Here is a 26,078-nt window from a genome sequence, read left to right on the forward strand (position 1 = left end):
CCGACTCGGCGGTTCAGGCGAAGATCGTCTCCCAGTCGCGGGCCATGCTGATCACGGTCCAGCCGAGCCGGGCGCCGACGTCGGTGATCGGCTCGGGCTCGGTGAAGGTCTGTGCGGCGCTGATGTAGGAGAACTCACGCTCGGCGTCGTCGTGGTCGACGAGCAGCGCGAGCGTCGGGCCGTCGCCGGCCGCCGCCCACTCCAGCATCTCCCGGTCGCCGCCGGAGTTGCCGACGGCGAGGATCGGGCGTCGTCCCAGCTGGGTCTGGATGTTCGACACCTTGGCGGTGCCCTCGTTGGCGGCACCGACCAGGCGTGCGGACCGGCTCAGGCGCGGCGGGTCCGGGGCGTAGTCGTACTCGATGAGCGTGCCGACCACCGCCTCGGGCGGCACTCCGTAGAGGTCCTGGCTGATGGCGCGGACGAACTCGGTCCCTCCCCCGGTCACGACGGTCACCGAGAAGTCACGGCGCCGCAGCTCGGCGATGAGCTCGAGCATCGGTACGTAGGTGCAGGTCCGATGCGGCCGCCCGAGGGTCGGGTGGTCGGCGCGAGCCATGAAATCGCGGGTCCGCGCGGTGAAGTCCTGGGGTGAGAGGCCGACGAATAGGCCGGTGAGCGCCATCGCGATCCGCTCCAGCCCGATGTCGCCTATCGCCTGCTGGTCACCCGAGAGCAGCGCCGCGAACTCCGGCTGCTCCGTCACCGACGGGTCGGCCGCCGCGCTGGTGCGCAGGGCGTCGACGAAGAAGTCGAACTGGACGTACGTGGGACGCTCGCACCACAGGGTGCCGTCGTTGTCGAAGCACGCCATCCGGTCGGCCACGGGCACCTCCTCGGCCGCGTCGAGGAAGGCCATGACGGCGTCGCGGGTGGCACCCGGACGCCAGGACGGCAACGGCTGGTCGTTCACGGTGTCTCCTTCGGTTGCTGGGTCTCGGGGCGGCGTACGCATCGGAAGCCCAGGTGGCTGGTGCCGGTGTCGACCATCTGCGGGCGACGTGCCGCGGGCCGGTAGCGCAGGCAATAGGTGTCGGCGCACAGGTGCGAGCCGCCCTTGACGACCTTGCGGGCGATCCGGAACTGGGGCTGCGCGGGGTCGAAGCTCTGCTCGGCGTCGCCACCGCGCGGGTTGACGGGCACGCAGCACGGCTTCGCGACCTCGTCGGGGTGCCGGTCGGTCCACCAGTCGCTGGTCCACTCCCACACGTTGCCGGCCATGTCGAAGAGCCCGAAGCCGTTGGCCGGGAAGCTGCCGACCGGGGACGTGCGGGAGAAGCCGCTCTCCCGGGTGTGCCGCCACGGGAAGTCGGGACCGTCCCAGGTGTTGGCCATGATCCGGCCCTGTGGGCGCGGCTCGTCGCCCCAGGTGAAAGCCGCTCCTTCGAGACCGCCGCGGGCGGCGTACTCCCACTCGGCCTCGGTAGGCAGGTCGCCGCCTGCCCAGGAGGCATACGCGAGCGCGTCCTCGAGAGCGACGTGGACGACCGGGTGGTCGGGCCGGCGTTTGACCGAGCTGCCCGGCCCCTCCGGCGCCGACCAGCACGCACCCGGCGTCCAGGTCCACCACTGGCTGACGTGCCGCAGGTCGACCGGCCCGGGGGTCGGGGTGAAGACGAGCGAGCCCGGCTGCAGGTTCTCCGGCGGCGCGTCCGGGAAGTCGGCAGGGTCGACCGGCCGCTCGGCGACGGTGACGTAGCGGGTCTTGCGCACGAACCTCGCGAACTGCTCGTTGGTGACCTGGTGCGCGTCGATCGAGAACGCCCCGACCCGCACGCGGTGGGTCGGGGCCTCCTCCGGATAGTGGTCGTCGGACCCCATCGTGAAGGTGCCGCCGGGCAGGTCCACGACCGGGTGCCTAGAGCTGGGCTGCCTGGAGCTGGGCTGCCCGGAGCTGGGCTGTCTGGTGAGGGGCTGGCTGGTCATCAGCTGCTCGGCATGCCGGCCTTGAGCTTCTCCATCACCTGGTCGACGCTGAACGTCGCCGGCGTCTGCCGCGGCGGGAACTCGATCAGCGAGGCCAGCATCTCCGCGACGTACGTCTGTGCCGGGATGAGCAGCCAGACGTGGTCGAGCATCCAGTCGAAGTAGGTGTTCGACGTGCCCTCGGCCTTCTCGAACGGGTCCAGACGCAGGTTGTAGATCTTGGGTGCTCGCAGCTCGACCAGCGGGTCCAGCCAGATCTCCAGCGTTCCGGTCCGACGCTGCTCGAGGAAGATGAACTTCCAGTTGTCGAACCGCATGCCCGCGAGGTCGCCGTCGTCGGTGACGTAGAAGAAGTGCTTGCGCGGGCTCTCCTCGGCATCGCCGGTGAAGTAGTCGAGCTGGTTGTGGCCGTCCAGGTGCACCTTGTACGTCGTGCCGGCCAGCTCGGTCCCGGTCCTGAGCCGGTCGGCGACGTCGGTGTCGCCGGCGGCGGCGAGCAGCGTGACGAACCAGTCGTTGTGGCTGACGATTCCGTTGCGTACCTCCCCCGCGGGGATGCGACCGGGCCAGCGGACCATGGCCGGGACCCGGTAGGCGCCCTCCCAGTTGGAGTTCTTCTCGTTGCGGAACGGGGTCATGCCGGCGTCGGGCCAGCTGTTCATGTGCGGGCCGTTGTCGGTCGAGTACATGACGATGGTGTTCTCGGCCAGACCGTTCTCGTCGAGGAAGTCGAGGACCGACCCGACCAGCTCGTCGTGGTCGACCATCGTGTCGTGGTACTCGGACTGCCACCGCCCGGCCTTGCCGCGGCTGCCGTCCTTGATGTGGGTCCGGAAGTGCATGTGGGTGGTGTTGAGCCACACGAAGAACGGGGTGTCGTTCGAGCTGGCGTCGCGCATGAACCGCAGGGCCTCGGGGACGACCTCGTCGTCGATCGTCTTCATCCGCTCCTTGGTGAGCGGGCCGGTGTCCTCGATGCGCTGGGTGCCGTCGCCGTTGGCCCAGGAGTGGATGACCCCGCGCGGCCCGAACCTCTTGCGGAAGTTGGGGAACTCCTCCTCCCGCGGGTAGTCGTACTGCTCCGGCTCCTCCTCGGCGTTGAGGTGGTAGAGGTTGCCGAAGAACTCGTCGAAGCCGTGCATGGTCGGCAGGAACTCGTCGCGGTCTCCGAAGTGGTTCTTGCCGAACTGCCCGGTCGCGTAGCCCAGGGACTTCAGCGCCGTCGCGATGGTCGGGTCCTCCGCGCGCAGTCCGAGGTCGGCGCCTGGCATGCCGACCTTGGTCAGCCCCGTGCGGTAGGGGTTCTGTCCGGTGATGAACGCCGCCCGGCCCGCCGTACAGCTCTGCTCACCGTAGGAGTCGGTGAACCGGATGCCCTCGGCAGCGATCCGATCGATGTTCGGTGTTCGATAGCCCATCAGCCCGTCGCTGTAGCAGCTCAGGTTGCTGATGCCGATGTCGTCGCCCCAGATGACCAGGATGTTGGGCTTGTCGGACATGGAGAACCTCCTCGTGTGTGTGCTCGGAGGCTAGGCAGGCCCTCCAGTGGGCGACCTCCCCCGACTCGGGTGACCTGCCGGTCCATCCGGTCGCGATGGAGTGGGGCCGTGAAGACGTGGCTGATCCCGACGATGCGCGGCTACGACCGCTCGTGGCTGCGCGGTGACGTGCTCGCCGGGCTGGCGACGGGGACGGTCGTGATCCCCCAAGCCATGGCGTACGCCACGATCGCGGGGATGCCGGCCAGCGTCGGGCTCTACACGTGCTTGCTGCCGATGGCGGCGTACGCCCTGCTCGGTGGCTCCCGCGCGCTAGCGTCTCGACCACGTCGACCATCTCCGTCCTGGTGGCCAGCTCGCTGGCCACGCTGCCCGAGCGCGACCCCGACCAGCTCATGCGGGCCGCGTTCACGCTGACCTTCCTGGTGGGCGTCTGCCTGCTGATCATGCGGCTGGCGCGGCTGGGCGCGCTGGTCGAGAGCATCTCCCCCGCCACCATGACCGGGATCCGTCTCGGCGTGGGGCTCACCGTCGTGGCCAGCCAGCTGCCGGCTCTGCTCGGCCTGGCGACGGACCCGGAGGCGGAAGGCTTCATCGAGGAGCTCGTCGCGGTCGCCCGTGAGCTCCCTGAGCTCTCGGCGGTGACCGCGGTGGTCGGGATCGCCGCGATCGTGCTGCTCCTGGTGCTCCGGCGGCTGGCCCCGGCCGTGCCGGGGCCGCTCGTCGTCGTCGCGGCGGGCATCGTGCTGGTGGCGCTCAGCGGCGTGGAGGATCGCGGTCTCGCCCTCATCGACCCGGTGCCGACCGGGCTGCCGGCGCTGAGCCTGCCGGTCGTCGACGACGTGATCGGGCTGCTCCCCGGCGCGATCGCCATCGCACTCATGTCGTTCCTGGAGACGGTGCTGGTGGCGCGGACCAACCGGCGTCGCCACGAACCTGCCATCGACGTCGACCGCGAGCTGGTCGCCACCGGCATCGGCGCCCTGGCCGGTGGGCTCACCCAGTCCCTGCCCCCGGCCGGCGGGTTCTCGCAGTCGGCCGTGAACCTCCGCTCCGGCGCCCGCAGCCAGCTCTCCGGGCTGGTCACGGTCGGTCTGGCGCTGCTCGTCGCGCTCGCGCTGGCGCCTCTGCTGGCCGACCTGCCCCAGACCATCCTCGCCGCCATGGTGCTGGTGGCCGTGGCCGGGCTGCTCGATCCACGGGAGCTCGGGACGTACGCCGCTGTCGACCGGGCGGAGCTCTGGGTCGCTCTGGCCGTCGCAGCCGTCGGCCTGACCGGCGGGATGCTCCTCGGCGTCGCGGTCGGGGTCGGTCTCACGCTCCTGCTGGTCATCCGCGCGGTGAACCAGCCGCGGGTACGCCTTCTCGAGCGCCCCTCGGCGCCTGCTGGGGTGCTTCACCTTCTGCTCACCGGCGACCTCTACACCGGCAACGCCCAGGCGACCTACGACGCGGCGCTCGGGCTGGTGCAGGCCGCCGCTCCCCGGACGGTCACCCTCGACATCTCAACGCTCACCCACGTCACCGTCCCGCTGCTCAACACCCTCCGCGCGCTGCGCGACGACCTCGCCTCCGACGAGACCGAGCTCGTGCTCCTGGACGTGCCCGATGATGTGCTGCCCGTCCTCCGTCGAGCACCGTGGTTCGTGGAGGCGGAGCAGGAAGGGTTCGTCGGGTGAGCGGGACCGTACGGCTGTTAAAGTGAAGACGTGGAGCTGATCGAAGTGGACAAGATCTAGCCACCGGACTGCCGGTGGCTTCGCCCGTGCGGGGATTCCGCATCGGCGAACGATCACTTCTCGACGCACACGCGCGTCCGCCCTTCTTCGGGCGTCGACGCGTGTGGCTCTCCGGCACGTTCGCGTTTCTGTCGACACGTACCTGATTCCCGTCGCGCCCTGTCGGCGCTCGACGGAAGAGACGAGAGAACACAGCCATGTCCACCCCCTCTGCCATCACCCTGCGCGACCTGACCTTCGAGTGGCCCGACGGCACCGTCGCGCTCGAACGGGTCAACGGCACCTTCGGCACCGACCGCACCGGTCTGATCGGCCGCAACGGCGCCGGCAAGTCCACCCTGCTCCGCCTCATCGCCGGCGAGCTCACCCCGACGTCCGGTCACATCGACGCCGGAGGTGAGGTCGGCTACCTGCCGCAGACGCTCACGCTGCGGCAGGAGACGACGATCGCCGACCTGCTCGGCATCGACGGCATCCTCGCCGCGATCCGGGCTATCGAGGCCGGCGAGGTCGACCAACGACACTTCGACGCGATCGGCGACGACTGGGACATCGAGTCCCGTGCCGACGAGGCCCTCGACCAGATCGGCTTCTCCGCGGCCGACCTCGACCGTCGCGTCGCCGAGATCTCCGGCGGTGAGGGCATGTTGATCGCGATCACCGGCCTCCGCATCCGCCGCACCCCGATCACGCTGCTCGACGAGCCGACGAACAACCTCGACCGAGCCACCCGTGCCAAGCTCGCCGAGTTCGTCGACCAGTGGCCGGGGACGCTGGTGGTCGTCAGCCACGACCTCGAGCTGCTCGACCACATGGACAGCACCACCGAGCTGTTCGGCGGCACGCTGAGCACGTACGGCGGGCCGTACAGCGCCTGGAAGGAGCACCAGGAGCAGGAGCAGGCGGCCGCTCTTCAGGCCGCTCGGTCCGCCCAGCAGGCGCTCAAGGTCGAGAAGCGGCAGCGCATCGAGGCCGAGACGAAGCTCGCCCGGCGTGAGCGGACCGCGAAGAAGACCCAGAAGGACGGCGGGATCCCGAAGATCCTGGCCGGCAACCGTGCCAGCAAGGCCCAGGCGTCCGCCGGCTCTCTCCGCTCGACGCTCGACGACAAGGTGAAGGCCGCCCAGGCCGCCGCCGACGCGGCCGGTGCTCGCGTACGCAACGAGGAGCACATCCACCTCACCCTCCCCGATCCCGGCGTACCGCGTGGTCGCCGGATCGCAGAGCTGGAGGACGAGGGCCGGACGGTCGTGATCCAGGGGCCGGAGCGGGTCGCGCTGATCGGCGCGAACGGCTCCGGGAAGTCGACGCTTCTCGCGCATCTGGTGCGGGGATCCGAGCCTGTGGAAGGTCGCCCGCACGGCCGTCTCCTCACCGACCTGGTCGGTCTCCTCCCCCAGCGTCTCGACGGACTCGAGGACGAGGCGAGCGCGATGGAGAACGTACGCAGCGTGGCACCGGAGCTGCCGCCCGGCACCGTCCGCAACCAGCTCGCCCGGCTCCTCCTGCGCGGCGACAGCGTGGACCGGCCGGTGCGTACACTCTCGGGTGGCGAGCGCTTCCGCGTCTCCCTCGCCCGCCTCCTCCTGGCCGACCCGCCCGCCCAGCTGCTGATCCTCGATGAGCCGACCAACAACCTCGACATCACCAGCGTCGAACAGCTCGCCGAGGCCCTCGACGCCTACCGCGGCGCGCTGCTCGTGGTCAGCCACGACTTCGGGTTCCTCGAGCGGATCGGCATCGACACCGTCATCGAGCTCGACGCGGACGGACGGATGCATCAGCGTCGGGACCTGGACGGGCCGTCCGGCCCGAGCTAGGTCCCGGCCACCAGCGCGTCACCCGTCGCCGTTCGGGAGTAGTGGACCTCGCGACCGCTCCTGCGCCGGGCCACCAGGCCCGCGCGCAGGAGCACGCCGAGGTGGGTGCTCACCCCACCCGGGCTCCACCCGGTGCCGGCCGCGAGCTCGAGGGTCGACTGTGGGCGGTCCAGGGCTGCGAGCAGTCGCGCGCGGCGCCGGCCGATGAGGTCGGCGAGCGCGGTCTCCGGGTCGGACTCACGCACCCAGACCTCTCCGATCCCCGGCGGCTGGTACGTCAGGGCGGGCTCCCACGGCGGCTCCACCCGCGGCCACGCGCCGAAGGCGAGCACGGACGGCAGCAGCAGGAGGCCGCGACCTCCGAGTCTGACCGTGCGCGGCGTCATCCGGGCGGAGGCGACCGAGAGGGTCCGGCCGTCCCAGGTCGCGGTCGGGTCGAGGTCGGTGAAGGCGGCCGCGCCTCCCGTGGTGACCAGGCGTCGTGCCCGGGCTGCGATCTCGCTCTCCAGGAACGCCGACATCCGGTCCCACCACGGTTGCAGTGCGGCGTCCCAGAAGGCCCCCATCTGCGCGACGAGCTCGGCCAGGGCCGGTTCGGTGTCCGTCAGGAACGGCCGGGCCTCGGGCGGGACACCCTCGGGGTAGGCCCTCTCCACGTCGGCGCGGACGATGTCGGGGTCCGTCGCCGCGACCCGGGCCAGCTCGTCCTCGATCCGCGGATGCGGGCTGATGGGCGGTGGGGCGTTGAAGTTGGGCCAGATGGAGCGGCCCAGCGGATTCACCGCCGACAGCAGGTCCAGGCGCAACCCGGCGACGCGCGGCGCCGCCGACTCGACCCACCTGCGGTGCGGCGAGAAGCCCTGCGGCCGGCGCAGCACATAGGTGGCCGCGACCAGCTCGGTGAGCGGCGAGATCGCGAACCGCGTACGCAGCAGATCGTCCTCACCGAAGAGGAAGTCGATCGAGCGTCTCGGCGTCACGGATTCAGGATAGTCAGAATCTCTCGCGCCACCCGGACCGACGGAGTAGACCGATGCCGACAACCCCATCGAAAGGACGCACACCATGAGCAGCACCGTCGTGATGCACAACGTCGTCTCGATCGACGGCTTCATCGCCGACGCCCACGACGACATCGGGCCCCTGTTCGACTGGTACTTCAACGGGGACACGCCGCTGACCGACGAGGGCGGGTTCCGGGTCTCGGCGGCGTCGGCCGACTACGTACGCCCGGTCTGGGCCGGGATCGGCAGCATGGTCATCGGCCGGCACCTCTTCGACATGATGAACGGCTGGGACGGGAGGCCACCCGCCGGCGACCACGTGGTGGTCGTCTCGCACCGGCCCAAGCCCGACGGCTGGCACCCCGAGGCCTCCTACCACTTCGTCGGCGACGTCACCGAGGGCGTGGCGAGGGCACGCGAGCTCGCCGGCGAACGTACCGTCACCGTGGCCGCCGGCGAGGTCGGCGGCCAAGCGCTCGCCCTCGGGCTCATCGACGAGGTCGCGATGGACGTCGTCCCGGTCGTGTTCGGGTCGGGAAAGCGCTACTTCGGCTCCCTCGACAGCCAGCACCTCCTCGAGGACCCGGACGTGGTCGTACGTGGCGACAGGGTGCTCCACCTGCGCTACCGGGTGCGTCGTGGCTGAGGATCTGGAGACGATTGCGCGCTCGATCGTGGACGAGAACCGGTTCATGGCACTCGGCACCGCCGACGGCGCCGGAACGCCCTGGGTCTCCCCCGTCTGGTACGCCGCCGCCTCCTACCGCGACTACATCTGGGTCTCGCGCCAAGGCGCGCGACACTCCCGCAACCTCACTCGGCGACCGGAGGTCGCGGCCGTGATCTACGACTCGCACCGACCGGGTGGCTGGGCGGCCGTCTACATGACGGGCCGGGCGGCGGTGGTCCAGGACGTCGACGCCGCGCTCACCGCCTTCAACCGCACCTCCGTGGCGCACGACCTCCGCCCCTGGTCACGCGCGGAGGTGTCGGCCGAGAGCGAGTTCCGGCTCTATCGCGCGGCCATCAGCGAGCAGTACGTCCTCGACGGCCACGACCGCCGCCACCCGGTCCAGCTATGAGCCGAGGGCGGCGACCGCGGTCGCGTACATCGTCGACTTGATCTGAACCAGCGTGTCGGCAGGCTTGCCCGCGAGCGGGGCGACGCGTGCGATCGCCTGGTCGAGGAGCTCGGCCTCGGGTGCCGTGCCGTCGACGATCCCGGCGGCGAGCGCGTCGGGACCGGGGAACCGGCGGCCGGTGGTCATCGAGTCGGCCGCCGCTCGCGGGGTGAGCTTGGCCTGGATCAGGGCGGCCATGCCGGGAGTGAACGGGATCTGGATGTCGACCTCGGGGAAGCAGAAGAACCCACGGTCCTCGCGCATGATCCGCCAGTCGACGGCCATCGCCAGCATCGCGCCGGCGCCGAAGGCATGCCCGTTGATCGCGGTCACCGTCGGCACCGGGAGGACCAGGAGCCGGGCGAAGATCGCCTGCACCTGGGCGACGTACTGCTCGAACTGGTCGGCATTCTGCCCGAGCCAGTCGAGGTCGAGACCGTTGGAGTAGAACTTGCCGGTCGCGGTCAGGACCAGCGGCGCGGGCGCGGCCACGACCTGGTCGAGCGCGTCGTTCACCGACGTCATCCAGTCGGGACTGAACCGGTTCTCGGTGTCGCCGATGTCGAGGACGTACACGTCGTTCTTCTGGATCAGGGTCACGGTCATGGTGTTCCTTTCGGGTCAGCCGCGCGGGGAGCGCAGGCTCTCGAGGCCGTTGTTGAGGAGGTAATGGGTCACGTTGAGCGCGGCGTGCCGGTCGGGCGCCGGCTCCTTGCCCTTGGCCATCCGCCACATCTGGACGCTGTAGTAGGTCAGCTCGGTGAGGCTGTCGAGCATCCGGATGCCGCTGCGCCGCGGGTTGACGACGCTTTCGTCGGCGCGCCCGGCCAGCAGCTGGGCCGGGAAATCGGGCTGCACGGTGAGCGGCCGGCCGAGGCCGACCAGGTCGACGGCACCGGACTCGACGGCGTCGACCATCCCGCCGGCCGTGCGGAAGCCACCGGTGAGCATCAGGGGCAACGCCGGGAGCTCGGCGCGGACGCGCTCGGCGTAGGAGAGGAAGTACGCCTCCCGCCGTCGGGTGCTCGCCTTCAGCGACGGGTCCACGCCAAGCATGGCCGCCGAGGTGTAGGTTCCGCCGGAGATCTCGAGCAGGTCCAGGCCCTCCTCGGCGAGCGCGTGGACGACCTCGAGCGACTCCTCCTCGCCGAAGCCGCCCTTCTGGAAGTCGGCGGAGTTGAGCTTGATCGCGACCGGGGTGTGTGGTCCGACCTCTTCCCGGATGGCCCGGAGAATCTCGACCGGGAAGCGGCGCCGCTTCTCCGCGGTGCCGCCCCAGGCGTCGGTGCGCTGGTTGGACAGCGGCGAGAGGAACTGGCTGATCAGATAGCCGTGCGCCCCATGGATCTGTACGCCGTCGAAGCCCGCCCCGGTCACGACCTTCGCTGTCGTGGCGAAGCGCCGGATCAGGTCCTCGATCTCCCTTGCGGTCAGCTCTCGGGGCTCCGCGAAGAGACCACCGGTGCCGGGCACGGCGACCGCCGAGGGGGCCACCGGACGAGCGGTGAGCGTACGCGGCGTCTGCCGCCCCGGGTGGTTGATCTGGACCCACACCTTCGAGCCGCCGGACTTCGCGATCTGTGCCCACTCCGCCAGGTCGTCGACGTGGCGATCGTCCTCGACCACGACGTTGCCGGGCTCGCCGATCGCGGTGCGGTCGACCATCACGTTGCCGGTGATCGAGAGGCCGACCCCGCTCCCGGCCCAGCGCCGGTAGAGGTTCTTGATGCGGCTTCCGGGGGTGAAGTCACGACGCCCCAGGCCCTCGCTGAGGGCAGCCTTGGCGAGCCGGTTCGGGATCACGAACCCGTTCGGCAGCTCGAGCGGCTGGGCCAGGATCGACTGCTCTCGGGTCACGGGTTGCTCCTCGTTGTGTTCGGTGATGCTTTGGCCGGACGCGGCTCGATCGGGACCGTGAGGACGGCGCGGACCGCGGCCTCGAGCCGGGCCGCGGTCGCCTCGTCGGCCTCACGGTCCTCGAGAATGCAGCGGCGCAGGATCCCGCCGGGCAGGTCGACGACGCAGACCGCGACCGCCTCGACCGCGACCCGGTCGCCGCGGTCCCACACGCCGCGCGCCAGCGCGATCAGCACCTCGACGAACTTCTCCTGCACGGAGTTCAGCTCGGTCTCGATCTCGGGCGGAAGGTCGGCGGAGAAGAGCTGGTCGCGGCGTTGAGCGAAGAAGAGCCGCGCGCTGGCCGGGAAGCGGCGTACGAACTCGACGGGGGTCAGCGCCACTGCGACGACAGCATCCTCCCCGGTGGATTCCATGGGTCTCTCCCCCATCGCCTCCGCCATCAGGTCGCCCAGCCGGCACCAGGACCGCAGCCACAGCCGCGCGAGCAGCACGTCCTTCGAGCCGAACGCGTGGTAGATCGTCCCGTTGGACGCCCCCGCCGCGGCGGCCAGCGACCGCAGCGTCAGCCCGGACGGGTCGCCGCTGGTCACGATCTGCTCGGCGACGTCGAGAAGATCGTCGAGCGTGTGGAGTCGCTGCCGGGACATGCAGCCAAACCTAATTAGAGCAGGCGCTCTAGATCAATGGATCCGGGTGTGGCACGCGTCACGTGCCACTGATGAGCGCAAGCCCACGATGGCGCGGCTCGTCGCGCGAGGCGTGCCAGCGGTCGCCGAGAGCCGCTGAGCCTCATCGCACTGCGACGAGAACGCCGATCTTGTCGATACGGTGCTCAGGGTTGTCGAACTCGTCCGACCAGTAGTTGCCGGCCGCGTGGTCCTCGGGCGTGGCGCAGGTCGACAGCGTGATCAGCGCGCGGGTGGGATCTTCGCCGGGCCTGCCGGGGACCGGCGCCCGCTGCGCCCGCAGCGACGCCGCCGACCGAAACGAGGTCTCCCGGGTGCCGGTGATGCGATAGACGTACGTGGCCTCTGTGGTCCGCACAGAGACCCGATCGCCTCGTCGGAGCTCGGGGAGCCTGAGGAACGCCCGCGTCGAGGAGAGCCGGTGGGCGGTCACCTGGTAGTTGCCGATCCCTCCCGGCCCCGTGCCGCCGCGCGGGCCGTACGGGCTGGCCGCGACGCCGTTGTTCTGGATCTCGGTGCCCGGGGCGTCGTCGGTCCAGCCGCGGTAGGGCACGACCTCCAGGTCGGATACGCCGATCTTGGGGATCGACAGCTCCCCGCGCATCGGCCGGCCCTCGGAGGACAGCGGTGGTGTCTCGGTAGCGGTTGGTGAGGCCGTCGGGGATGCGGTAGGGGATGTCGTGGCCGGCGGGGAGCTCGACGGTGCCGGCGGCGTGCCCTTCACCGACGGTGTCTCCGCGCCGCACCCGCCGAGTGCGAGTGCGCCGAGGACCGTAGCGACGGCCCGGGACGATGTGATCTTCATGGCGCCGCCTCAGGCGAGCTGCTGGGTCGCGATCCACCGTACGCCGCGGCGAAAGCCCGTTCGCCCGATGCGGTCAGGAGAGCCGGTCAGAGCATCCGGGGCAGCCGCCAGATCCGGCCGCTGCTGCTGTCCACCAAGGCGGTACGAACCGCATGCAGCTCGAGCGGAAGGGCATCCGCGACGGCGTTGACGATCACCGGAAGCTGGTCCGCCGAGGCACGAGTGGCCACCGACACGTGCGGCAACCACAGACCCGGCCGGTAGTGCTTGTGCAGGTCTGCTCCGGTCTCGAGCAGCGCTCTCGCGACACGGTCCTGCCGCATCGCCACCGTGGCTGAGCACGAGGGCGCCAGGGCCACCCGGCCACGCGGGAAGATCAGTGAGCCATGACTGGGGCAGTGGAACGGTTCGCCCTCCGGGAGCTCGTCGAGCGTGTCGCGCACCGAACGGAGCTCCCACGTCCGCAGGACCGCGAGCGAGAGGTGCGGGTGGTGGTGGCCGTGGGTGTGGCTCGCCATGGTGCGGACTCCGGCCTCCTCCAACCGCGCCCAGAGCTCACGCACCAGCCTGTCGGACCGAGCGTCGAAGAGCTGGCACACCGCAAGCGCCATGAGATCAGCTCGTCGCCACGACGGATCAGAAGAGCCGGTAGAACCGCCAGAACCCGAACCCCTCGACCGGGAGGACCTCGAACCCGCTGAACCCCGCGGCCTCGCCGTAGCCCTGCAGCGTCGAGGGCCGCATCACCGTCCCGGTCCCGACGCTCGGCGGCGACGAGAGCCCGTCCGGCAGACAGACCAGGAGGCTGAACCCGTACATGAGCCGCTCCAGCTCGTCGCCGTCCGGCGCGAAGCTATCCGCGACGGCCTCGTCCATCACCACCATGGAGCCGCCGGGCACGAGCGTCCTCCGCACCGCGCTGAGCACCTCGACCGGCCGAGGCATGTCGTGCACGCACTCGAAGGCGAACGCCACGTCGACCGTGCCCTCGTCAAGGGTTGCCGCGTCCTGGCACACGAACCTCACCCGGTCCTCGACCCCTGCCTCGCGGGCGTTGGCGACTGCCATGTCGACCGAAGGCTGGTCGATGTCGATGCCCAGTACGGTGGAATCGGGGTAGGCGCGAGCCAGCGCGATGCTCGACCATCCCCCTCCACAGCCCACATCGAGAATCCGACATCCCTCCGTGGCGAGGACATCGTGGACTTCGGGCACGCCTGCCAGCGCCGGCCCGAGCTGCTTCTCGTACCACGGCCGGTTCGCATCAGCCTGCGACTGCCTCGCATCATTCCCGAGCTCGTCCCAGCTGACCCCACCACCGTTCCGGTACGCCTCCATCAGCTGCGGCAGCGCCGGCCCCACCGCCCCGAACATCCGGGCGATGGGCGCCAGATAGGCCAAGCTGCTCGTATCCGTCATCACCTCAGCGGTGCTCTCTGGAATCGCGAACCGCCGCTCGTCAGGCTCGCCGTCGGCCTCGACCACCAACAGCCCCACCACCGCCTGCTGCTCGAGCCACTCCCGTGCGTACCGGACCTGCGTCCCCGTACGCCCCGCCAGCTCGACCGCACTCGCCGGCCCCTCGTCCGCCAGCGACCGATACCAGCCCAAGCGGTCTCCGATGAAGATCGAGACCGTCTCGACCGTGCCGAGGAGTGACCCGAAGAGTCGCTCAGCGACTTCATCCGCCGTCTGCTGCGATGCGTCCATCGATCCACCATCCGCCGCCCGACGTCCACCTGAGCAGTCCAGTTCGAGCCCTACTTGGTTTGAGGTACGTCGCTTCGACCTCCACGGCGAACAAGATGCCAGCTCGGAGCACTACGACCTCGACCGGCCGCTTCACAAAGCCCGCCCATGCACGGCCTGCTTGCCGCTGAAGCGATCGAACCCCAATGGGTGATGAGACCTTCGCGGCGGTGTGACGCACTGTGTGGCACACATCGAGGTATATCGGGATGGCAAGCGCGGTGCGGGTGGCCCGGGAATCGCGTACGGCCTGGAGTGACGCAGAACGCGGCGCTCGCGTCAGAGGTATCGTCCTACCCCGCGTCGATGATCTCGCCGTTGCGGGGTAGGCGGCCCCCGAAGGTGATTGGCACGGGGTGGGCGTGCCGCACGTCCAAGCGGTCGATGGCCTGAAGGTGGACATGCGGTTCGGTGCTGTTGCCCGAGTTGCCGCAACGCCCCAGCGTCTGGCCGACTCGAACGCGTTGCCCCTGCCGCACCTGGACGCTGCCGCGTTGCAGGTGGCATACGGCAATCACCGGTCCGCCAACTGCTTCGATCATTACGTGGTTGCCAGCTAGCTGTGGCCAACCCACTGCTGCCCGTCGTCCCTGGGCCAGGGCATACATCACGGACGGGAGCCCACGGAAGGACGGGTGATCGGGCGCCGTGTGATGCACCCCGGCGACCACGCCGTCGACAGGTGCCAGGATGGGACGGCCGAAGCCAGGAAACCGTTCTGCCGGTTCGGGGCGCAGAAGCGACCCCAGCGTGATCGGTGCCGTGCGTCCTGCCTCGTTCATCGGGACGAAGTCGATCGCGAATGACGTCGCGAACAGGGCGGTGCCGTGACTGGGCACCCGATTCGCGGGACTGTTCTGGGTCAGCCAACGGTCCCGAAACGGGTATGCCAGGTCGACGGACGGCATCATTCGGCTGACCCTACTCTTGGCGCGTCCGGGTGACCTGTCGTCCGGTTCCCCGGATCTGGGAACCGAGGTGTGCGGCTCCCACGAGGCACAGGCCGCTAGGCCCTATGTCGGGCCGGTCAGGCGTATTCCTGCATGGTCATCGCGGGCGATCAGAGGCGGCGGAGTGACGCGCGCCGGAGGGCGCCGGGGTTCATTGGCCGTACGAGGACAGCGGGAAGACTGTGCCGACGAGTATTAGAGCGTCCTCTCATTCCTCCTGCTAGTAAGAGAAGCAATCGAAGGAGGCACCGTTGCCTGATCCGCACCGGGTTCGAGTGAAGTTCATCTGTCGCTCTGGCCACGAGCACGAGATGTGTAGGCCCACGGGCCGTGGCCTGCCACCGGAGTTGAGATGTGAGGCCCAGGCGCCTCAGGGCTTCGGAGGCGGGGGTGGGTGTCCGATTCCTCCTGACATCGATGCTCGTGTGAGCAGCGAGCTCGGACGGAACCTGCTCGAGAGTAAGCGACGGGGATACGTGCTCATCGAAGAGTAAAGCCGTCGACGCGAGTACGGGAGGATTCGGGCGCTCAGCTCGCGGCCCTACGACGCAATTCGACTTTGGAGAATGAGAGAGCGACGGATGCCTCGGAGCGAGAGCGTCGGCAGCGCCGAGGCATGGGGCGGAGACAAAGACCGCCGCCCCTCGGGTCGCAGGGCTAGGATCGGGTTCTATGGCGGGCGGGCGGGTCGAACTCACGGGAGCCGGCGGCTCAATAGCTGGCCTAGGAGCGACGTTCGCTGCCGGGTATTGGATCTATGCGATGCAGGCGAACAAGCCCGTGTGGGCTTGGCCGATGGTATTCGCCTGCGCGGTGCTCATCGTTGGTCTCTGCGTCATGTTGTGGGGCCTACTGGCGGGATCAGACTCAGCGCCCACAACCCAAGTTCAGCGTGGGGGGAAGGACTCGCGGAACTATCAAGCTGGACGCGACATCTCCATCCGCGATGAAAGGCCGCGTGAATGACCCGAGGCCGTCGAGGACAAGATCAGTCTGGGGGCGAAGGTTCGACAAACCTTCAAGCGGGACGTGACATCGTGCATGTCGGGATGTCGTACGACGAAGTCAAGACGATCGCCCTCGACGTGTTCCGAGCCAACTTCCTGGAGCTTCAAGGGGTGGCCGAGGAGGTCGCCATTGGGCGCGCCGAGAAGATGACCAGCGAGTTCTTGTCAAGACTGGCTGCCGAGGCTCCGGGTGCGACCGCCAACTTCAGTGACCCAGATGTTCAGCGCACCGTCTACGCCGCACAACGCGAATTTGCGTGTTCGGGGGAGGAAGAACTGGGCCAGGTGCTGATCGATCTCCTGGTAGATCGCGTGCAACAGGAAGACCGTAACCTTCGCGCGCTGGCCCTCAATGAAGCGATCTTGGCCGCGCCAAAGTTGACCGAGCGTCAGAGGTGCGCTATTGGGGTCGTATTCCTACTCAGATACGCGAGAATGGCAGTCATCGCGGATGCCTCGTCGATCATCGAGACCCGATTCCGTGGCGCGCTTCTGAAGTTGCCGTCGATCGAGGGGCTTCGCGAAATGGACTTGCAGCATCTCGAATACGTCGGCGTCGGCGCTGTGAGCATGGGCAAAATGTCCTTGGGTGAATTGCTGTTGTGGACTCAAACCTGCGCGTTCACTCGAGGATTCGCCGAAGACGAGATGCCTGACGCGCTTAGGAACTTTGAGAGTCGTGACCGCTTGGTCATGGATTCGTACCGAGATCCTGCGAGGTTCCAGCTCGCTGTTGCAGCGGACGAGGATGTCGACAAACTGTTGTCCACCGTCCAGGAGCAGGACGTGCGTGACGCCATAACGTCGGTGCGCGCCATTGGTCGATTGTCCGCCGACGAGGTCAAGTCGGAGGTCTTGGCGCACACACCGGACGCCGCTACCCTCATCGACGTCTGGGAATCCACGAGTCTCAAGAAACTGACACTCACGTCAGTCGGCATCGCGCTCGGTCACACTTACTGGCGCCGGTTCGGCGGGGAAGAGCCGCTTAGCGACTGGCTATAGGAGTCATCGCCGACCGCCCGACCGTCAGATCGCGCTCCTGCGTCGGTGCCCGGGGCGCGTCGTAGTGGGCGGACTGACGCGTCGCCCGCGCACGACTACCGAGAATTACTGGGACACACGAACGCCGCTGATGTGCTCATTGAAGAGCATCGCCAGTGCATCCAAGAGTGCCGCGCCCTTCTCCGCGCTTGCTAGCGACGGGCTGCCGACGATGCCCGTATCGGTGTAAGCGCGCAGACCGTGAGTTAATAGGTGCGGACGGCTGTCGGCCAGATGATCCCGGTGTTTGAAGTCCGGGCCCACCAAGTCGGGGGCGCAGCGCAGAAGGATGCTGACTTCGAGCTCGCCAGCGTGCATGTCGTCATGAGAATCCGTCTCCAGACCGGCGGCCTCACGAGCGTCGGCCCAGTCGCTACGACCAGGAAAAAGGGAAAGATCGCTGGCTTCTTGGACAATGTTCTGGAGGACGTAGTTGCCGCCATGACCATTGATGAGCACGACATGCTCGGCACCTTGGGCGCGGGCCGAGGCGACGATGTCCTGGACCAGTCGGATCAGCGTGGCAGCAGGGATGCTGATGGTTCCCGCCCAGTCGGCGTGTTCTTGGGAGCACGAGACGGTGATCGGCGGAAGCAGCCACAGGTCGTTGGCGTGGGCGACCATCGAGGCGATCTGGGTGGCGACGATGGTGTCGGTGGACAGCGGCAGGATGTCGCCGTGCTGCTCGAAGCTGCCGATCGGGAGCACCGCGATCTTGCTGCCGCGAGCCGCAACATCAGGGCTGGTCTCGGTAGAGATCACGTCGGGATTGGTCAAGGGGATGCTCACGCCTTCCATGCCGTAGTTTCCTTGAAGGCGCGGTTGAAGTCGCGCACTGCGGGCATCTCCCAGACCGGCGCCAGTTCGCGGCGCAGGTCGTGCATCTGAGTGAGGATCCGTGCGGATCTCGTCACGTCCAAGACCTTCAGAGCTGCATGTCCTGTGCTCACGGCTTCTTCGACCTCATGCGCGCCAGCGTACGCAGTGGCCAGGCGAGCGAGTGCGAGACCACGGTCGCGGTCCTGGGTCCCGGCCGGCCATGCCTCGATGCTTCGGTTGAGGATGTCGAGAGCGTCCCCGTGCTTACCGAGACGGAGGTAGCAGTTCGCGGCCTCCATCTCGATGTAGGACGACGTGACGTACGGGACCAGGCTCGTCGCCTCGAGGGCAGTTGCAGTAGTGAGGACGGCTTGGAGGGCATCCTCGAGATCCCGACGGCAGGCCACCTCGTCCCCAACCAGAGCGTGTGCCATCGCACGCTGTCGAAGGAGCACGCCACTCAACTGTGGATCATCGATCGACCCTGTGCCGACGGCGGCGCTCGCGTGGTCGAGCGCCGCTCGAGTGTCATGGCGGTCGGAGTCGATGTTGCTGCGTCGCATCGCAACATACGCCGCCAACTCAGGAGCGCCGACTTCGTTCGCCAACTGGATCGCCCTGTCGGTCCACGCCATGGCCTCGTCGAGTTCGCCCGAGTCCTGGTGGAGCCAGCCGGTGAACTCGCTCAGCCGGGTAGCGACGCGCAGGACATCGGTCCGTTCGGGCCCGGTCGCTCCGCGTACGAATCCCGTCACGAACCTGGCCTGCTCCCTCGCAAGGGCGAGAACAGCCCGCGGCCCACTGGCGGCGTCGAGCGACGCAAGCTGGGCGAGCGAAGCCTCGAGCGTCTGCAGAAGATCCGAGCTCACGGCATTGTTCAGACGTACCGATCCGGCGGAGACGTGAGCTGGTTCAGCGGCCGACGGGAATCCAAGCTCAGGCGCCGACAGGTCGAGTGCGTCTTGCAGGAGACGTCGATAGAACTCATCGGGTGCACGGCGACCGTTCTCCCAACGGGAGATCTGGGTCTTGAGCACGGACGTCTCGGGTAGGGCTGCACCGCGCCGAGCCGCGACAGCCTGGAGCTCGCTGATCAAGCGCATCTGTGACCAGCCCCGACGCAGCCGCGCATCACGCAACCTGCTCGTCATGGCCCGCCTCCGAGACTCGACACTCAGCGTTTTCCCTGGTCAGTCGGGGTTAACCACACCAGTTCAGCAGGCGGCATCTCCCGAGATCAACAACTATCGCCCAACCTATCGAACTATGAGCGCACAATCGGCGTACCCGGACCCGGTCATCCGCAGGGGCCTGCGAGCTGGCCGTCCCAGACACACCGGAGCGGCCGCAGGAGGACTTTCACCGCACGACGAGATCATCGATCACGCCGCCCGACTGTTTGTCAGACGCGGATACGCCGCCACGTCGACGCGAGAGATCGCCGACGCCGTCGGGATCCGGCAGGCGTCTCTTTACTATCACTTCGCGGGGAAGGAGGCCGTCCTCCGCGAGCTGCTGAAACGAACGATCCGACCGACGACGACGCGGATCGAGCAGCTCGAGGCCGATGCCGCCGAGCTCGGCTGGGATGTCGCCCTGTGCCTCCTGCTCCTCATCGACGTACGCACCCTCGCCGATGCGAAGCACAACATCGGGCTCCTACAACACCTGCCCGACGTGATGTCCACAAGCGCATTCGCTGAGTTCGCGAGTGCTCGCGCCGACCTCAGCGATGCGTACGAGCGTTTCGCAGCCAACGCCGTTCCGCGTGGCGGCTCGACATCGGAAGACGCCTGGGGCTCGACCCCGATCGGCGCCCTTCTCCTCCAGTTGGCCGAGGTCGTCATCGCCATGCGTCAGGCCGGGCGCCCCGTCGACGACGGCGTCATCCGCAGCATCGCGATCTCGGGCCTACGCCTCTGCGGGGATCTCGATCGGACTGCGGCCGACAGAGCGCTTGCGCTGGTCGACACCTACCTTTGACCACGCGTCGGCCGCAAAGGTCGCACATGTCTCGATCGATGACGGAGAATTCGGGGCGTGAACATGGATCAAATCGCTCACGATCTAGCGGTCGCGTACGTCAACAACAGGTACGGCGCCGAGGTGACCGGAGAACTCTCGGTTCAATCGATCGGCGACGAGGTCACCGGCAACGGAGCTGTGAAGACTGAACGCCTTCCTGCGGCTGACAAGGTGAAACACAAACTGACGAAGACCGGAGAGAAGGTCATCTTCGGCCTCATGGACAAGAGACAACTCTCGGCGGTCGGTTATGTGGTCGACCCGATCTTCGAGCAGATGATCGATGACTACTACGTCGCGTACGCGCGGTTCCACGACCTGCTGCAGAAGCGACACGCTGACACGGACGCCTAGCCTGGTCTGCTTCAGGACCACGCGCGAGGCACGGCAGTCGCTTGCTCTCCACCTGATTCTGGGCTCCGAGCCACTTTCACATGAACACATCGGACCTTGCCTTTCTTACTCCGGACCTCATGACGGCGTCGCCTCCTGACTGGGTGGTCCCACCAGAACCTGAAGGCTGGTCCGCGGACGACCTCGACCGTCTCCCCGACGCCCCCAGACACACAGAGCTCTGGGACGGGGCGCTGGTCTTCAACACAGCACCGCAACGCGCCTGGCATCATCGCGTGATCCGCACCCTCGAGTTCGCACTGCTGAAGCTGGCGGAGGACCCGGGTCGTGTCATGGCTGAGTTCTCGATCAAGCTCGACGATCGGACCCGGCCGGAGCCGGACCTGGTGGTGACCGCAAACCCGGTCGACGACGACCGCACCTTCGTCAACGCTGCCGAGGTCGCACTGGCTGTCGAGATCGTCTCCCCCGAGTCCGCCCAACGTGACCGCCTCGCCAAACCGACCCGCTATGCGCAAGCAGGCATCTCGAGCTTCTGGCTCGTCGAAGAGGAGCGCGGGCACGCAGTCGTCTACGTCTACGAGCTGGACCCCGTGACTCGCAGTTACCTGCCCACCGGGATCCACCGCGACACGCTTCGAGTCACCAAGCCCTTCCCGCTGGAGATCGACCTCCCCTGAGAATCGCTGGAGGACTGGGGACGGGTGCAATCGGCGGTGCCTACCAACCAATGCGCTCGTAGCTGTGCAGGTGATCCACGACCTCGAACCCCACCGCCTCGTATAGCGCCAAAGCGGCGGTGCGGTCCCGCTCGGTGCCTGGGGCATCGTGATCGACATAGAGGATCACCTCGGTAGCGCCGAGGGATACGAGATGTCGCAACCCGACGCTGAGAACGGCTCTGCCCAAGCCGCGACCACGATGTACGTCGTCGACGTGGAGCCATTCCACGATGCCTGTGCCCGATGGCAGCAGTCCGACCTCGACGACTCCTTCGTCGGGCCCGGCATCGGCTGTGATCCTCCATGTCTGAGGATCTTCGGCCTCAGCGACGGAGAACGCGGCGGCGAGATCATCGTCGGCGAGCAGTGGGTCTGACGGCGTGAGATCTCGCCGCATGTAGACCCACATGTCCTCGTCGGAGAAACCGCTGGCGAGAAGGGCCTCATGGACCGTGGGACGTAGATGGATCGGCAACCCCTCCATACCCTCGTCGAGCGCTGTGGCGAAGTAGAACGCGCGCTGCACCTTGGTGCCCCGCAACGCCTTCAACCCTGCGGCGATCAACGTCCTTACGGTGTCTTGGTCATCGGCGGCCAACCACAGCAGATAGCCGGCACCGTCCGTCTTCGACGTACCGACCGCAACTGCGCCGGCCAACCCCTCGCCGACGGGGACAACCAGATGCCGAAGATCCGCGAGCTCGGCCCACCAACCGCCGTCGATGGGGCTGGTGCCATCGAGCGCGGCACGGACCATGTCGGGAGACACTCGGGGCTGTCCCGGGATCGGCTCCTTCTTCCTCAGCAGTTCGACGAGTTCGTCAAGGTCCGACTCGGCGTACGGCCTCGCCGTCGAGGTCTGCATGGCCACCGCGACCAACTCCTCTCGCTGCCTCCGATGCTACGGCAGCCGCGACCGACGATGGGGCGCACGAACCCCCGATTCTCAGCAGTGTCGTCGTGCGCGAACCGGACAACATCACCGCGAGTGGTTGACTAAGGATGTGTCCTCCAAACCAGCCCCGCACGTACTCGTTCTCTTCGGCGCGACCGGCGACCTGGCCGCGCGCAAGCTGTTCCCCGGGCTGTATCGGCTCGCGCTGGCGAAGCGGCTCCCGGACCAGCTCGCAATCATCGGCAGCGGGCGGCGCTCGCCGGGCACCGACGAAGACTTCCGCAGCCACGTGCATCAGGCGCTGAAGGAGTTCGTCGGGGAGGTCGACGAGACCGTGGCTCGGCCGCTGCTGGAGCGGATCCGTTTCGTCGCCTCCTCCGCCGAGGACGGCAAGGCGCTGGCGGAGGCGGTGCACGAGGCCGAGGACCGGCTGGCGCTGGCGAGCGGGCAGACCCTGGGCGACGTACAGCGCCTTCTCTATCTTTCCGTGCCGCCGCAGGCCGTGGAGCCGATGGTCGCGATGCTCGACCGCGAGCAGCTGAACGTCCGCAGCCGGCTGGTCGCGGAGAAGCCGTTCGGCACGGACCTGGCTTCAGCGCGCGAGCTCGATGCGGTGCTCAGCGAGGCGTTCGACGAGAAGCAGATCTTCCGGATCGACCACTTCATCGGGAAGGAGGCGGTGCAGAACCTGCTGGCGCTGCGCTTCGCGAACGGCCTCTTCGAGCCCGCGTGGAACCGGCACAGCATCGAGTCGGTGCAGATCGACGTACCGGAGAAGCTCACCGTCAAGGGTCGCGGCAGCTTCTACGAGGGCACCGGGTGCCTGCGCGACATGGTCACCACCCACCTGTGCCAGCTGCTCGGGTTCGTGGCGATGGAGGATCCGCACGCCTTCCGCGAGGGTGCGATCCGCGCGGCGAAGGCCGCCGCCTTCGCGGCCGTGCGGCCGCTGGACCCCGAGCGCGTGGTCTTCGGGCAGTACGAGGGCTATCGCGAGGAGCCCGATGTCGCCGCCGACTCCGATGTGGAGACGTACGTCGCCATCGAGGCGTGGATCGACAACGACCGCTGGCGCGGGGTGCCGTTCTACCTGCGCACCGGCAAGGCGCTCGCGGCCGGGCGGCGGACGATCACGATCCGGTTCATCGACCCGCGCCACCGTTGGCTGCAGCCGGCCGACTCCGGCTCCTCGGAGCCCAACGAGCTGGTGATCGAGCTCAGCGACGACCCTCGGATCGAGATCGACGTACGTGCCAAGCGGCCTGGCCCCGGCATGGCGCTGACCGAGGGCGTCTTCCGCCTCGACCTCGCGGGGGACGCGCCGGACGCCGGACCGCTGGAGGCGTACGAGCGGCTGATCCTCGACGTCATGAACGGCGACCGGACCCTGTTCACCAGCGCGCGCGAGGTCGAGCGGCTGTGGGAGATCTGCCAGCCGGTCCTCGAGCACCGGCCCGATGTGGAGAGCTACCCGCAGGGGTCCTGGGGCCCCGAGGCGGCGCTCGAGCTGCCGATCGGCGGCTGGCGGCTGGGCCGGACCACCTCGACGTAGACCGGGCGACGCGATCGGCCGGTTCGCGGAGTCCGGAGCCAGACTCAGCCAGGTCCGTGATCGCGGGACATGCGGGGAAGGACGCGGACGCGAAGCCAGAGGTACGTCGCCCCGGCAACGGGCACGGGCAGCCAGAACCCGAAGAGCCGCCAGGTCAGGACACCGAGGAGGGCGGCGTCCTGAATAGTCCCGAAGGACACCAGGACCGGCACGGCGACACCCTCCACGAGCCCCAGGCCGCCGGGAGTGATCGGCAACAGGGCGAGTAGTGACACCAGTGCGTAGGTGGCGATCAGTCCGCCAAGGTTCGGGGCGTCCCCGAACGCAAGGACGCTGAGATAGAGGCTGGCCGCGTCGAACGACCAGTATCCCAGCCCCCACAGGAGCGTCCGACGGCCCTGTGCGCGGCTGCCGAGCACCAGATGAACCTGGTCGATGATCGCGCGCACCAGCCTCTCGAACGCCGTCGGGTGGATCAGCGGCAGCCGACGAGCGAGCGTATGAGTGACCGTCACGACCTGGTCCGGACGCACCATCAGCACCGCGACCAGGCCGCCGAAGGTGACGACCAGGACGACGGTCAGGATCGCGGCCGTCTTGAGGAAAGGATGGGTGCCGGGGAGGGGCACCGCGGTGATCAGACCCAGGATGAAGGCGGCGACCAGCCAGAGAACGGTGACCGCGTACTGCACGGCTCCGGTAGCGACCGCGTCCGCCGCGGGGACCTTGGCCCGGCTCAGCAATCGGAACCGCAACGCGGCGGCCACTGCTCCCCCGCCGGGCACGACGTGGCTGAAGCCGTTGCCGGTGACGTCGATCGCCAGGACGGTCAGGTAGGGCGGACGCGTGGCAGGGGGGAGCAGCGCATGGGTGAGGCCGCTGTAGCAGCCGAAGGACGCGGCCTCGAGCGCGAAGGCCAGGACCAGAACCAGCGGCGCGGCGGTGCCGACCGAGGTCCAGGACTGGCGCGCACCGGTGATCAGGTCGACCGCGACGTACTCGATCGCCACGACTGTGACGAGGAGCAGTCCGACGCGGCGAAGCCAGGACCACAGCGGAGCAGCTGGGCCGCGCTCGCGCCCTGCTCGGTCGGTCCCGCCGGATGAGGATTCTCGGTGCATCCGCCGCCCCGCCTGATCAGCGACCCAACAGGCCAGCGGGACCGCCGACGTCGAGGGTGAGCACAGCGTCACGACGTGCTCGAGCCGGCGACCGCTCGGGTGGCGACGTACCTGGCAAGTCCGGCTCCCTTCCAGATCCGGGCCCTCGTCGATGACGACGACGCCGACTTCCGAGGGCTCAGACCAATCTCGCTCCGACGGCGCGGCGCTGGGGAGTGTCCTTCGTCCCCGATCTCGCGCCATTCGCCCCGATGCCGACCGGCAGGCCTCGCTCGAGCCAGGACGCAGCAGACCTACGATGGGCTCGATGTCGCTGAACAGCTCCCCCAGCCCGCGCCGCCTCCTGCTCGTCGTCGACGCCCCGTCGCTGCTGCACCGCAACCATCACGCCCGGGCGCACACCCGCATGATCGACCGTGCCGGCCGGCCCGCCTGGGCGCTGCACGGCATGCTGCGACAGATCCTCGACTCGATCGACGCCTTCGCTCCCGACGCGGTGCTCTTCGGTCTCGACGACCGCACTGCCTCCGTACGCCGGGACGCCTATCCCGACTACAAGGCCGGCCGCGCCGAGAAGGACCCGATGCTGGTCGAGCAGCTCGGCCGCGCCGGCGCGATGCTCGACGCCCTCGGGCTCGCCACCCTCACTCCCCCGGGCCTCGAGGCCGACGACGTCAATGCCTCCGGCGCCGCGTGGGCGGGCCGCAATGGGTGGGACTGCGTCGTGATCACCTCCGACCGCGACGCGTTCGCGCTGATCAGCGAGCACACCCAGGTCCTGCGGCTGATCAACGGCGGGATCAACGGCTCTCCCCTGCTCAACCCCGCCCGGCTGTATGCGATGTACGGCGTGCCGGCCTCTCGCTATCTGGAGTACGCCGCCCTCCGCGGTGACGCCAGCGACAACCTGCCCGGAGTCAGCGGCATCGGCGAGAAGACCGCGGCGGCCCTGTTGGACCAAGTCGGCCCCATGGACGGTGTCTGGTCCGACATCTCCGACAACGACGGGCGGAAGGTGACCGAGGTCCTCGACGCGTGGGCGGCCGAGACCGGCGTACGCCGCATCGGCGCGCGCGTCGTCCGCGCACTGTCCGCGCCCGGTGCCCGGGAGCGCTACGACTTCAACCTGCGGATGATGACCTGCCGCGACGACCTCGACCTTCGACTCACCCCGGACGTCCCCGGCACCCCCGGCCTGCTTCCGCTCGACATCGATCGGGTCACCCGCGTCGTCGGGTTCCTCGGCGTCGAGGCGACCACCGCTGTCGCACAACGAGTGCTGAGCACGAATCCCGCCTCGACAGTCTCGTAGACCGGCAGGAGATGTCGCTGGCTCGATCGCATCCGGCTGTTCGGCCGCGGCTGTGCTCACGGGCGATG

The 26,078-nt window shown here is 68.5% G+C and carries 25 protein-coding genes and 1 pseudogene; 11 read left to right on the plus strand and 15 right to left on the minus strand.

The features are described from left to right. Positions 1-13 precede the first annotated feature (13 nt). Genes ABT304_RS17160 through ABT304_RS17170 form a run of 3 tightly spaced genes read right to left on the minus strand, consistent with a single transcriptional unit; the run spans position 14 to position 3,425 of the window. Positions 14-913, minus strand: a complete 900-nt coding sequence (locus ABT304_RS17160) for an HAD family hydrolase (RefSeq protein WP_350716905.1) — start codon at positions 911-913, stop codon at positions 14-16. Beyond that, complete coding sequence (locus tag ABT304_RS17165; protein ID WP_502890365.1) at positions 910-1,926, minus strand: formylglycine-generating enzyme family protein; 1,017 nt, start codon at positions 1,924-1,926, stop codon at positions 910-912. Before ABT304_RS17165 ends, ABT304_RS17160 begins: the two co-directional genes overlap by 4 nt. Continuing rightward, positions 1,926-3,425 carry an arylsulfatase gene (locus ABT304_RS17170; RefSeq protein WP_350716909.1) on the minus strand — a complete coding sequence of 500 codons (1,500 nt, stop codon included), beginning with the start codon at positions 3,423-3,425 and terminating at the stop codon, positions 1,926-1,928. The genes ABT304_RS17165 and ABT304_RS17170 overlap by 1 nt, the downstream gene beginning before the upstream one ends. Positions 3,426-3,638: 213 nt before the next feature. Between ABT304_RS17170 and ABT304_RS17175 the strand changes: the two are divergent. The 3 genes and pseudogenes from ABT304_RS17175 to ABT304_RS17185 form a co-directional block, all read left to right on the plus strand. Beyond that, positions 3,639-4,621: pseudogene (locus ABT304_RS17175) on the plus strand (SulP family inorganic anion transporter); the annotation flags it as partial. Positions 4,622-4,708: 87 nt separating this feature from the next. Continuing rightward, the gene (locus tag ABT304_RS17180; RefSeq protein ID WP_350717136.1) at positions 4,709-5,104 is read left to right on the plus strand and encodes an STAS domain-containing protein; all 396 of its coding nucleotides are present in this window, start codon (positions 4,709-4,711) and stop codon (positions 5,102-5,104) included. A gap of 257 nt (positions 5,105-5,361) precedes the next feature. Then, positions 5,362-6,984, plus strand: coding sequence for an ABC-F family ATP-binding cassette domain-containing protein (locus tag ABT304_RS17185; protein ID WP_350716911.1), 1,623 nt, complete (start codon positions 5,362-5,364; stop codon positions 6,982-6,984). On the opposite strand, the gene ABT304_RS17190 is transcribed toward ABT304_RS17185, so the two are convergent. Further along, entirely contained in the window at positions 6,981-7,964 is a 984-nt protein-coding gene (locus tag ABT304_RS17190; RefSeq protein ID WP_350716913.1) for a winged helix-turn-helix domain-containing protein, read from the minus strand. The genes ABT304_RS17185 and ABT304_RS17190 overlap by 4 nt on opposite strands. An 85-nt stretch (positions 7,965-8,049) precedes the next feature. Between ABT304_RS17190 and ABT304_RS17195 the strand changes: the two genes are divergently transcribed. Both ABT304_RS17195 and ABT304_RS17200 read left to right on the plus strand, forming a co-directional pair. Next, positions 8,050-8,634, plus strand: coding sequence for a dihydrofolate reductase family protein (locus tag ABT304_RS17195; RefSeq protein WP_350716914.1), 585 nt, complete (start codon positions 8,050-8,052; stop codon positions 8,632-8,634). After that, a complete protein-coding gene (locus ABT304_RS17200; protein WP_350716916.1) occupies positions 8,627-9,070 on the plus strand; it encodes a pyridoxamine 5'-phosphate oxidase family protein in 444 nt (147 codons plus the stop codon). Before ABT304_RS17195 ends, ABT304_RS17200 begins: the two co-directional genes overlap by 8 nt. On the opposite strand, the gene ABT304_RS17205 is transcribed toward ABT304_RS17200, so the two are convergent. From ABT304_RS17205 to ABT304_RS17235, 7 genes are all read right to left on the minus strand, one after another. Then, positions 9,065-9,715 (minus strand): enoyl-CoA hydratase-related protein, encoded by a 651-nt coding sequence (locus ABT304_RS17205; RefSeq protein WP_350716918.1) that lies wholly within the window; start codon positions 9,713-9,715, stop codon positions 9,065-9,067. The genes ABT304_RS17200 and ABT304_RS17205 overlap by 6 nt on opposite strands. 15 nt (positions 9,716-9,730) lie before the next feature. Then, a complete protein-coding gene (locus ABT304_RS17210) occupies positions 9,731-10,966 on the minus strand; it encodes an NADH:flavin oxidoreductase/NADH oxidase family protein (protein WP_350716920.1) in 1,236 nt (411 codons plus the stop codon). Further along, on the minus strand, positions 10,963-11,616 hold the full coding sequence (locus ABT304_RS17215) for a TetR/AcrR family transcriptional regulator (protein ID WP_350716922.1): 654 nt from the start codon (positions 11,614-11,616) through the stop codon (positions 10,963-10,965). Before ABT304_RS17215 ends, ABT304_RS17210 begins: the two co-directional genes overlap by 4 nt. A 142-nt stretch (positions 11,617-11,758) precedes the next feature. Next, on the minus strand, positions 11,759-12,460 hold the full coding sequence (locus tag ABT304_RS17220; RefSeq protein ID WP_350716924.1) for a class E sortase: 702 nt from the start codon (positions 12,458-12,460) through the stop codon (positions 11,759-11,761). A gap of 86 nt (positions 12,461-12,546) precedes the next feature. Beyond that, on the minus strand, positions 12,547-13,071 hold the full coding sequence (locus tag ABT304_RS17225; protein ID WP_350716926.1) for a 2'-5' RNA ligase family protein: 525 nt from the start codon (positions 13,069-13,071) through the stop codon (positions 12,547-12,549). A gap of 25 nt (positions 13,072-13,096) precedes the next feature. Further along, positions 13,097-14,170, minus strand: coding sequence for a class I SAM-dependent methyltransferase (locus ABT304_RS17230; RefSeq protein ID WP_350716928.1), 1,074 nt, complete (start codon positions 14,168-14,170; stop codon positions 13,097-13,099). Positions 14,171-14,502: 332 nt separating this feature from the next. Beyond that, positions 14,503-15,120, minus strand: coding sequence for a M23 family metallopeptidase (locus ABT304_RS17235; RefSeq protein WP_350716930.1), 618 nt, complete (start codon positions 15,118-15,120; stop codon positions 14,503-14,505). A 1,088-nt stretch (positions 15,121-16,208) separates the two neighbouring features. On the opposite strand from ABT304_RS17235, the gene ABT304_RS17240 reads away from it, so the two are divergent. Next, entirely contained in the window at positions 16,209-17,171 is a 963-nt protein-coding gene (locus ABT304_RS17240) for an LPO_1073/Vpar_1526 family protein (RefSeq protein WP_350716932.1), read from the plus strand. A gap of 105 nt (positions 17,172-17,276) precedes the next feature. On the opposite strand, the gene ABT304_RS17245 is transcribed toward ABT304_RS17240, so the two are convergent. Beyond that, positions 17,277-18,008 carry a creatininase family protein gene (locus tag ABT304_RS17245; protein ID WP_350716934.1) on the minus strand — a complete coding sequence of 244 codons (732 nt, stop codon included), beginning with the start codon at positions 18,006-18,008 and terminating at the stop codon, positions 17,277-17,279. Next, positions 17,996-18,898, minus strand: a complete 903-nt coding sequence (locus tag ABT304_RS17250; RefSeq protein ID WP_350716936.1) for an NsdA family TPR-like regulatory protein — start codon at positions 18,896-18,898, stop codon at positions 17,996-17,998. The genes ABT304_RS17245 and ABT304_RS17250 overlap by 13 nt, the downstream gene beginning before the upstream one ends. 397 nt (positions 18,899-19,295) lie before the next feature. Between ABT304_RS17250 and ABT304_RS17255 the strand changes: the two genes are divergently transcribed. From ABT304_RS17255 to ABT304_RS17265, 3 genes are all read left to right on the plus strand, one after another. Beyond that, entirely contained in the window at positions 19,296-20,012 is a 717-nt protein-coding gene (locus ABT304_RS17255; RefSeq protein WP_350716938.1) for a helix-turn-helix domain-containing protein, read from the plus strand. Positions 20,013-20,135: 123 nt separating this feature from the next. After that, positions 20,136-20,408, plus strand: coding sequence for a hypothetical protein (locus ABT304_RS17260; RefSeq protein ID WP_350716940.1), 273 nt, complete (start codon positions 20,136-20,138; stop codon positions 20,406-20,408). 119 nt (positions 20,409-20,527) lie between these two features. Further along, complete coding sequence (locus ABT304_RS17265) at positions 20,528-21,088, plus strand: Uma2 family endonuclease (RefSeq protein ID WP_350716942.1); 561 nt, start codon at positions 20,528-20,530, stop codon at positions 21,086-21,088. A gap of 40 nt (positions 21,089-21,128) precedes the next feature. Here ABT304_RS17265 and ABT304_RS17270 read toward each other — a convergent pair whose 3' ends face one another. Next, entirely contained in the window at positions 21,129-21,995 is an 867-nt protein-coding gene (locus tag ABT304_RS17270) for a GNAT family N-acetyltransferase (RefSeq protein ID WP_350717138.1), read from the minus strand. A 139-nt stretch (positions 21,996-22,134) separates the two neighbouring features. Here ABT304_RS17270 and zwf point away from each other — a divergent pair, with 139 nt between their 5' ends. Then, a complete protein-coding gene (gene zwf, locus ABT304_RS17275; protein ID WP_350716943.1) occupies positions 22,135-23,577 on the plus strand; it encodes a glucose-6-phosphate dehydrogenase in 1,443 nt (480 codons plus the stop codon). A gap of 44 nt (positions 23,578-23,621) precedes the next feature. Here the strand turns inward: zwf and ABT304_RS17280 are convergent, their stop codons facing one another. Next, positions 23,622-24,698: a lysylphosphatidylglycerol synthase transmembrane domain-containing protein gene (locus ABT304_RS17280; RefSeq protein WP_350716944.1), complete on the minus strand. Its 1,077-nt coding sequence runs from the start codon at positions 24,696-24,698 to the stop codon at positions 23,622-23,624. A 307-nt stretch (positions 24,699-25,005) separates the two neighbouring features. Here ABT304_RS17280 and ABT304_RS17285 point away from each other — a divergent pair, with 307 nt between their 5' ends. After that, positions 25,006-26,010, plus strand: coding sequence for a 5'-3' exonuclease (locus ABT304_RS17285; protein WP_350716945.1), 1,005 nt, complete (start codon positions 25,006-25,008; stop codon positions 26,008-26,010). Positions 26,011-26,078 lie beyond the last annotated feature (68 nt).

This window comes from Nocardioides sp. NPDC000445 (genome assembly GCF_040300245.1).
In the GTDB taxonomy this organism is placed as follows: domain Bacteria; phylum Actinomycetota; class Actinomycetes; order Propionibacteriales; family Nocardioidaceae; genus Nocardioides.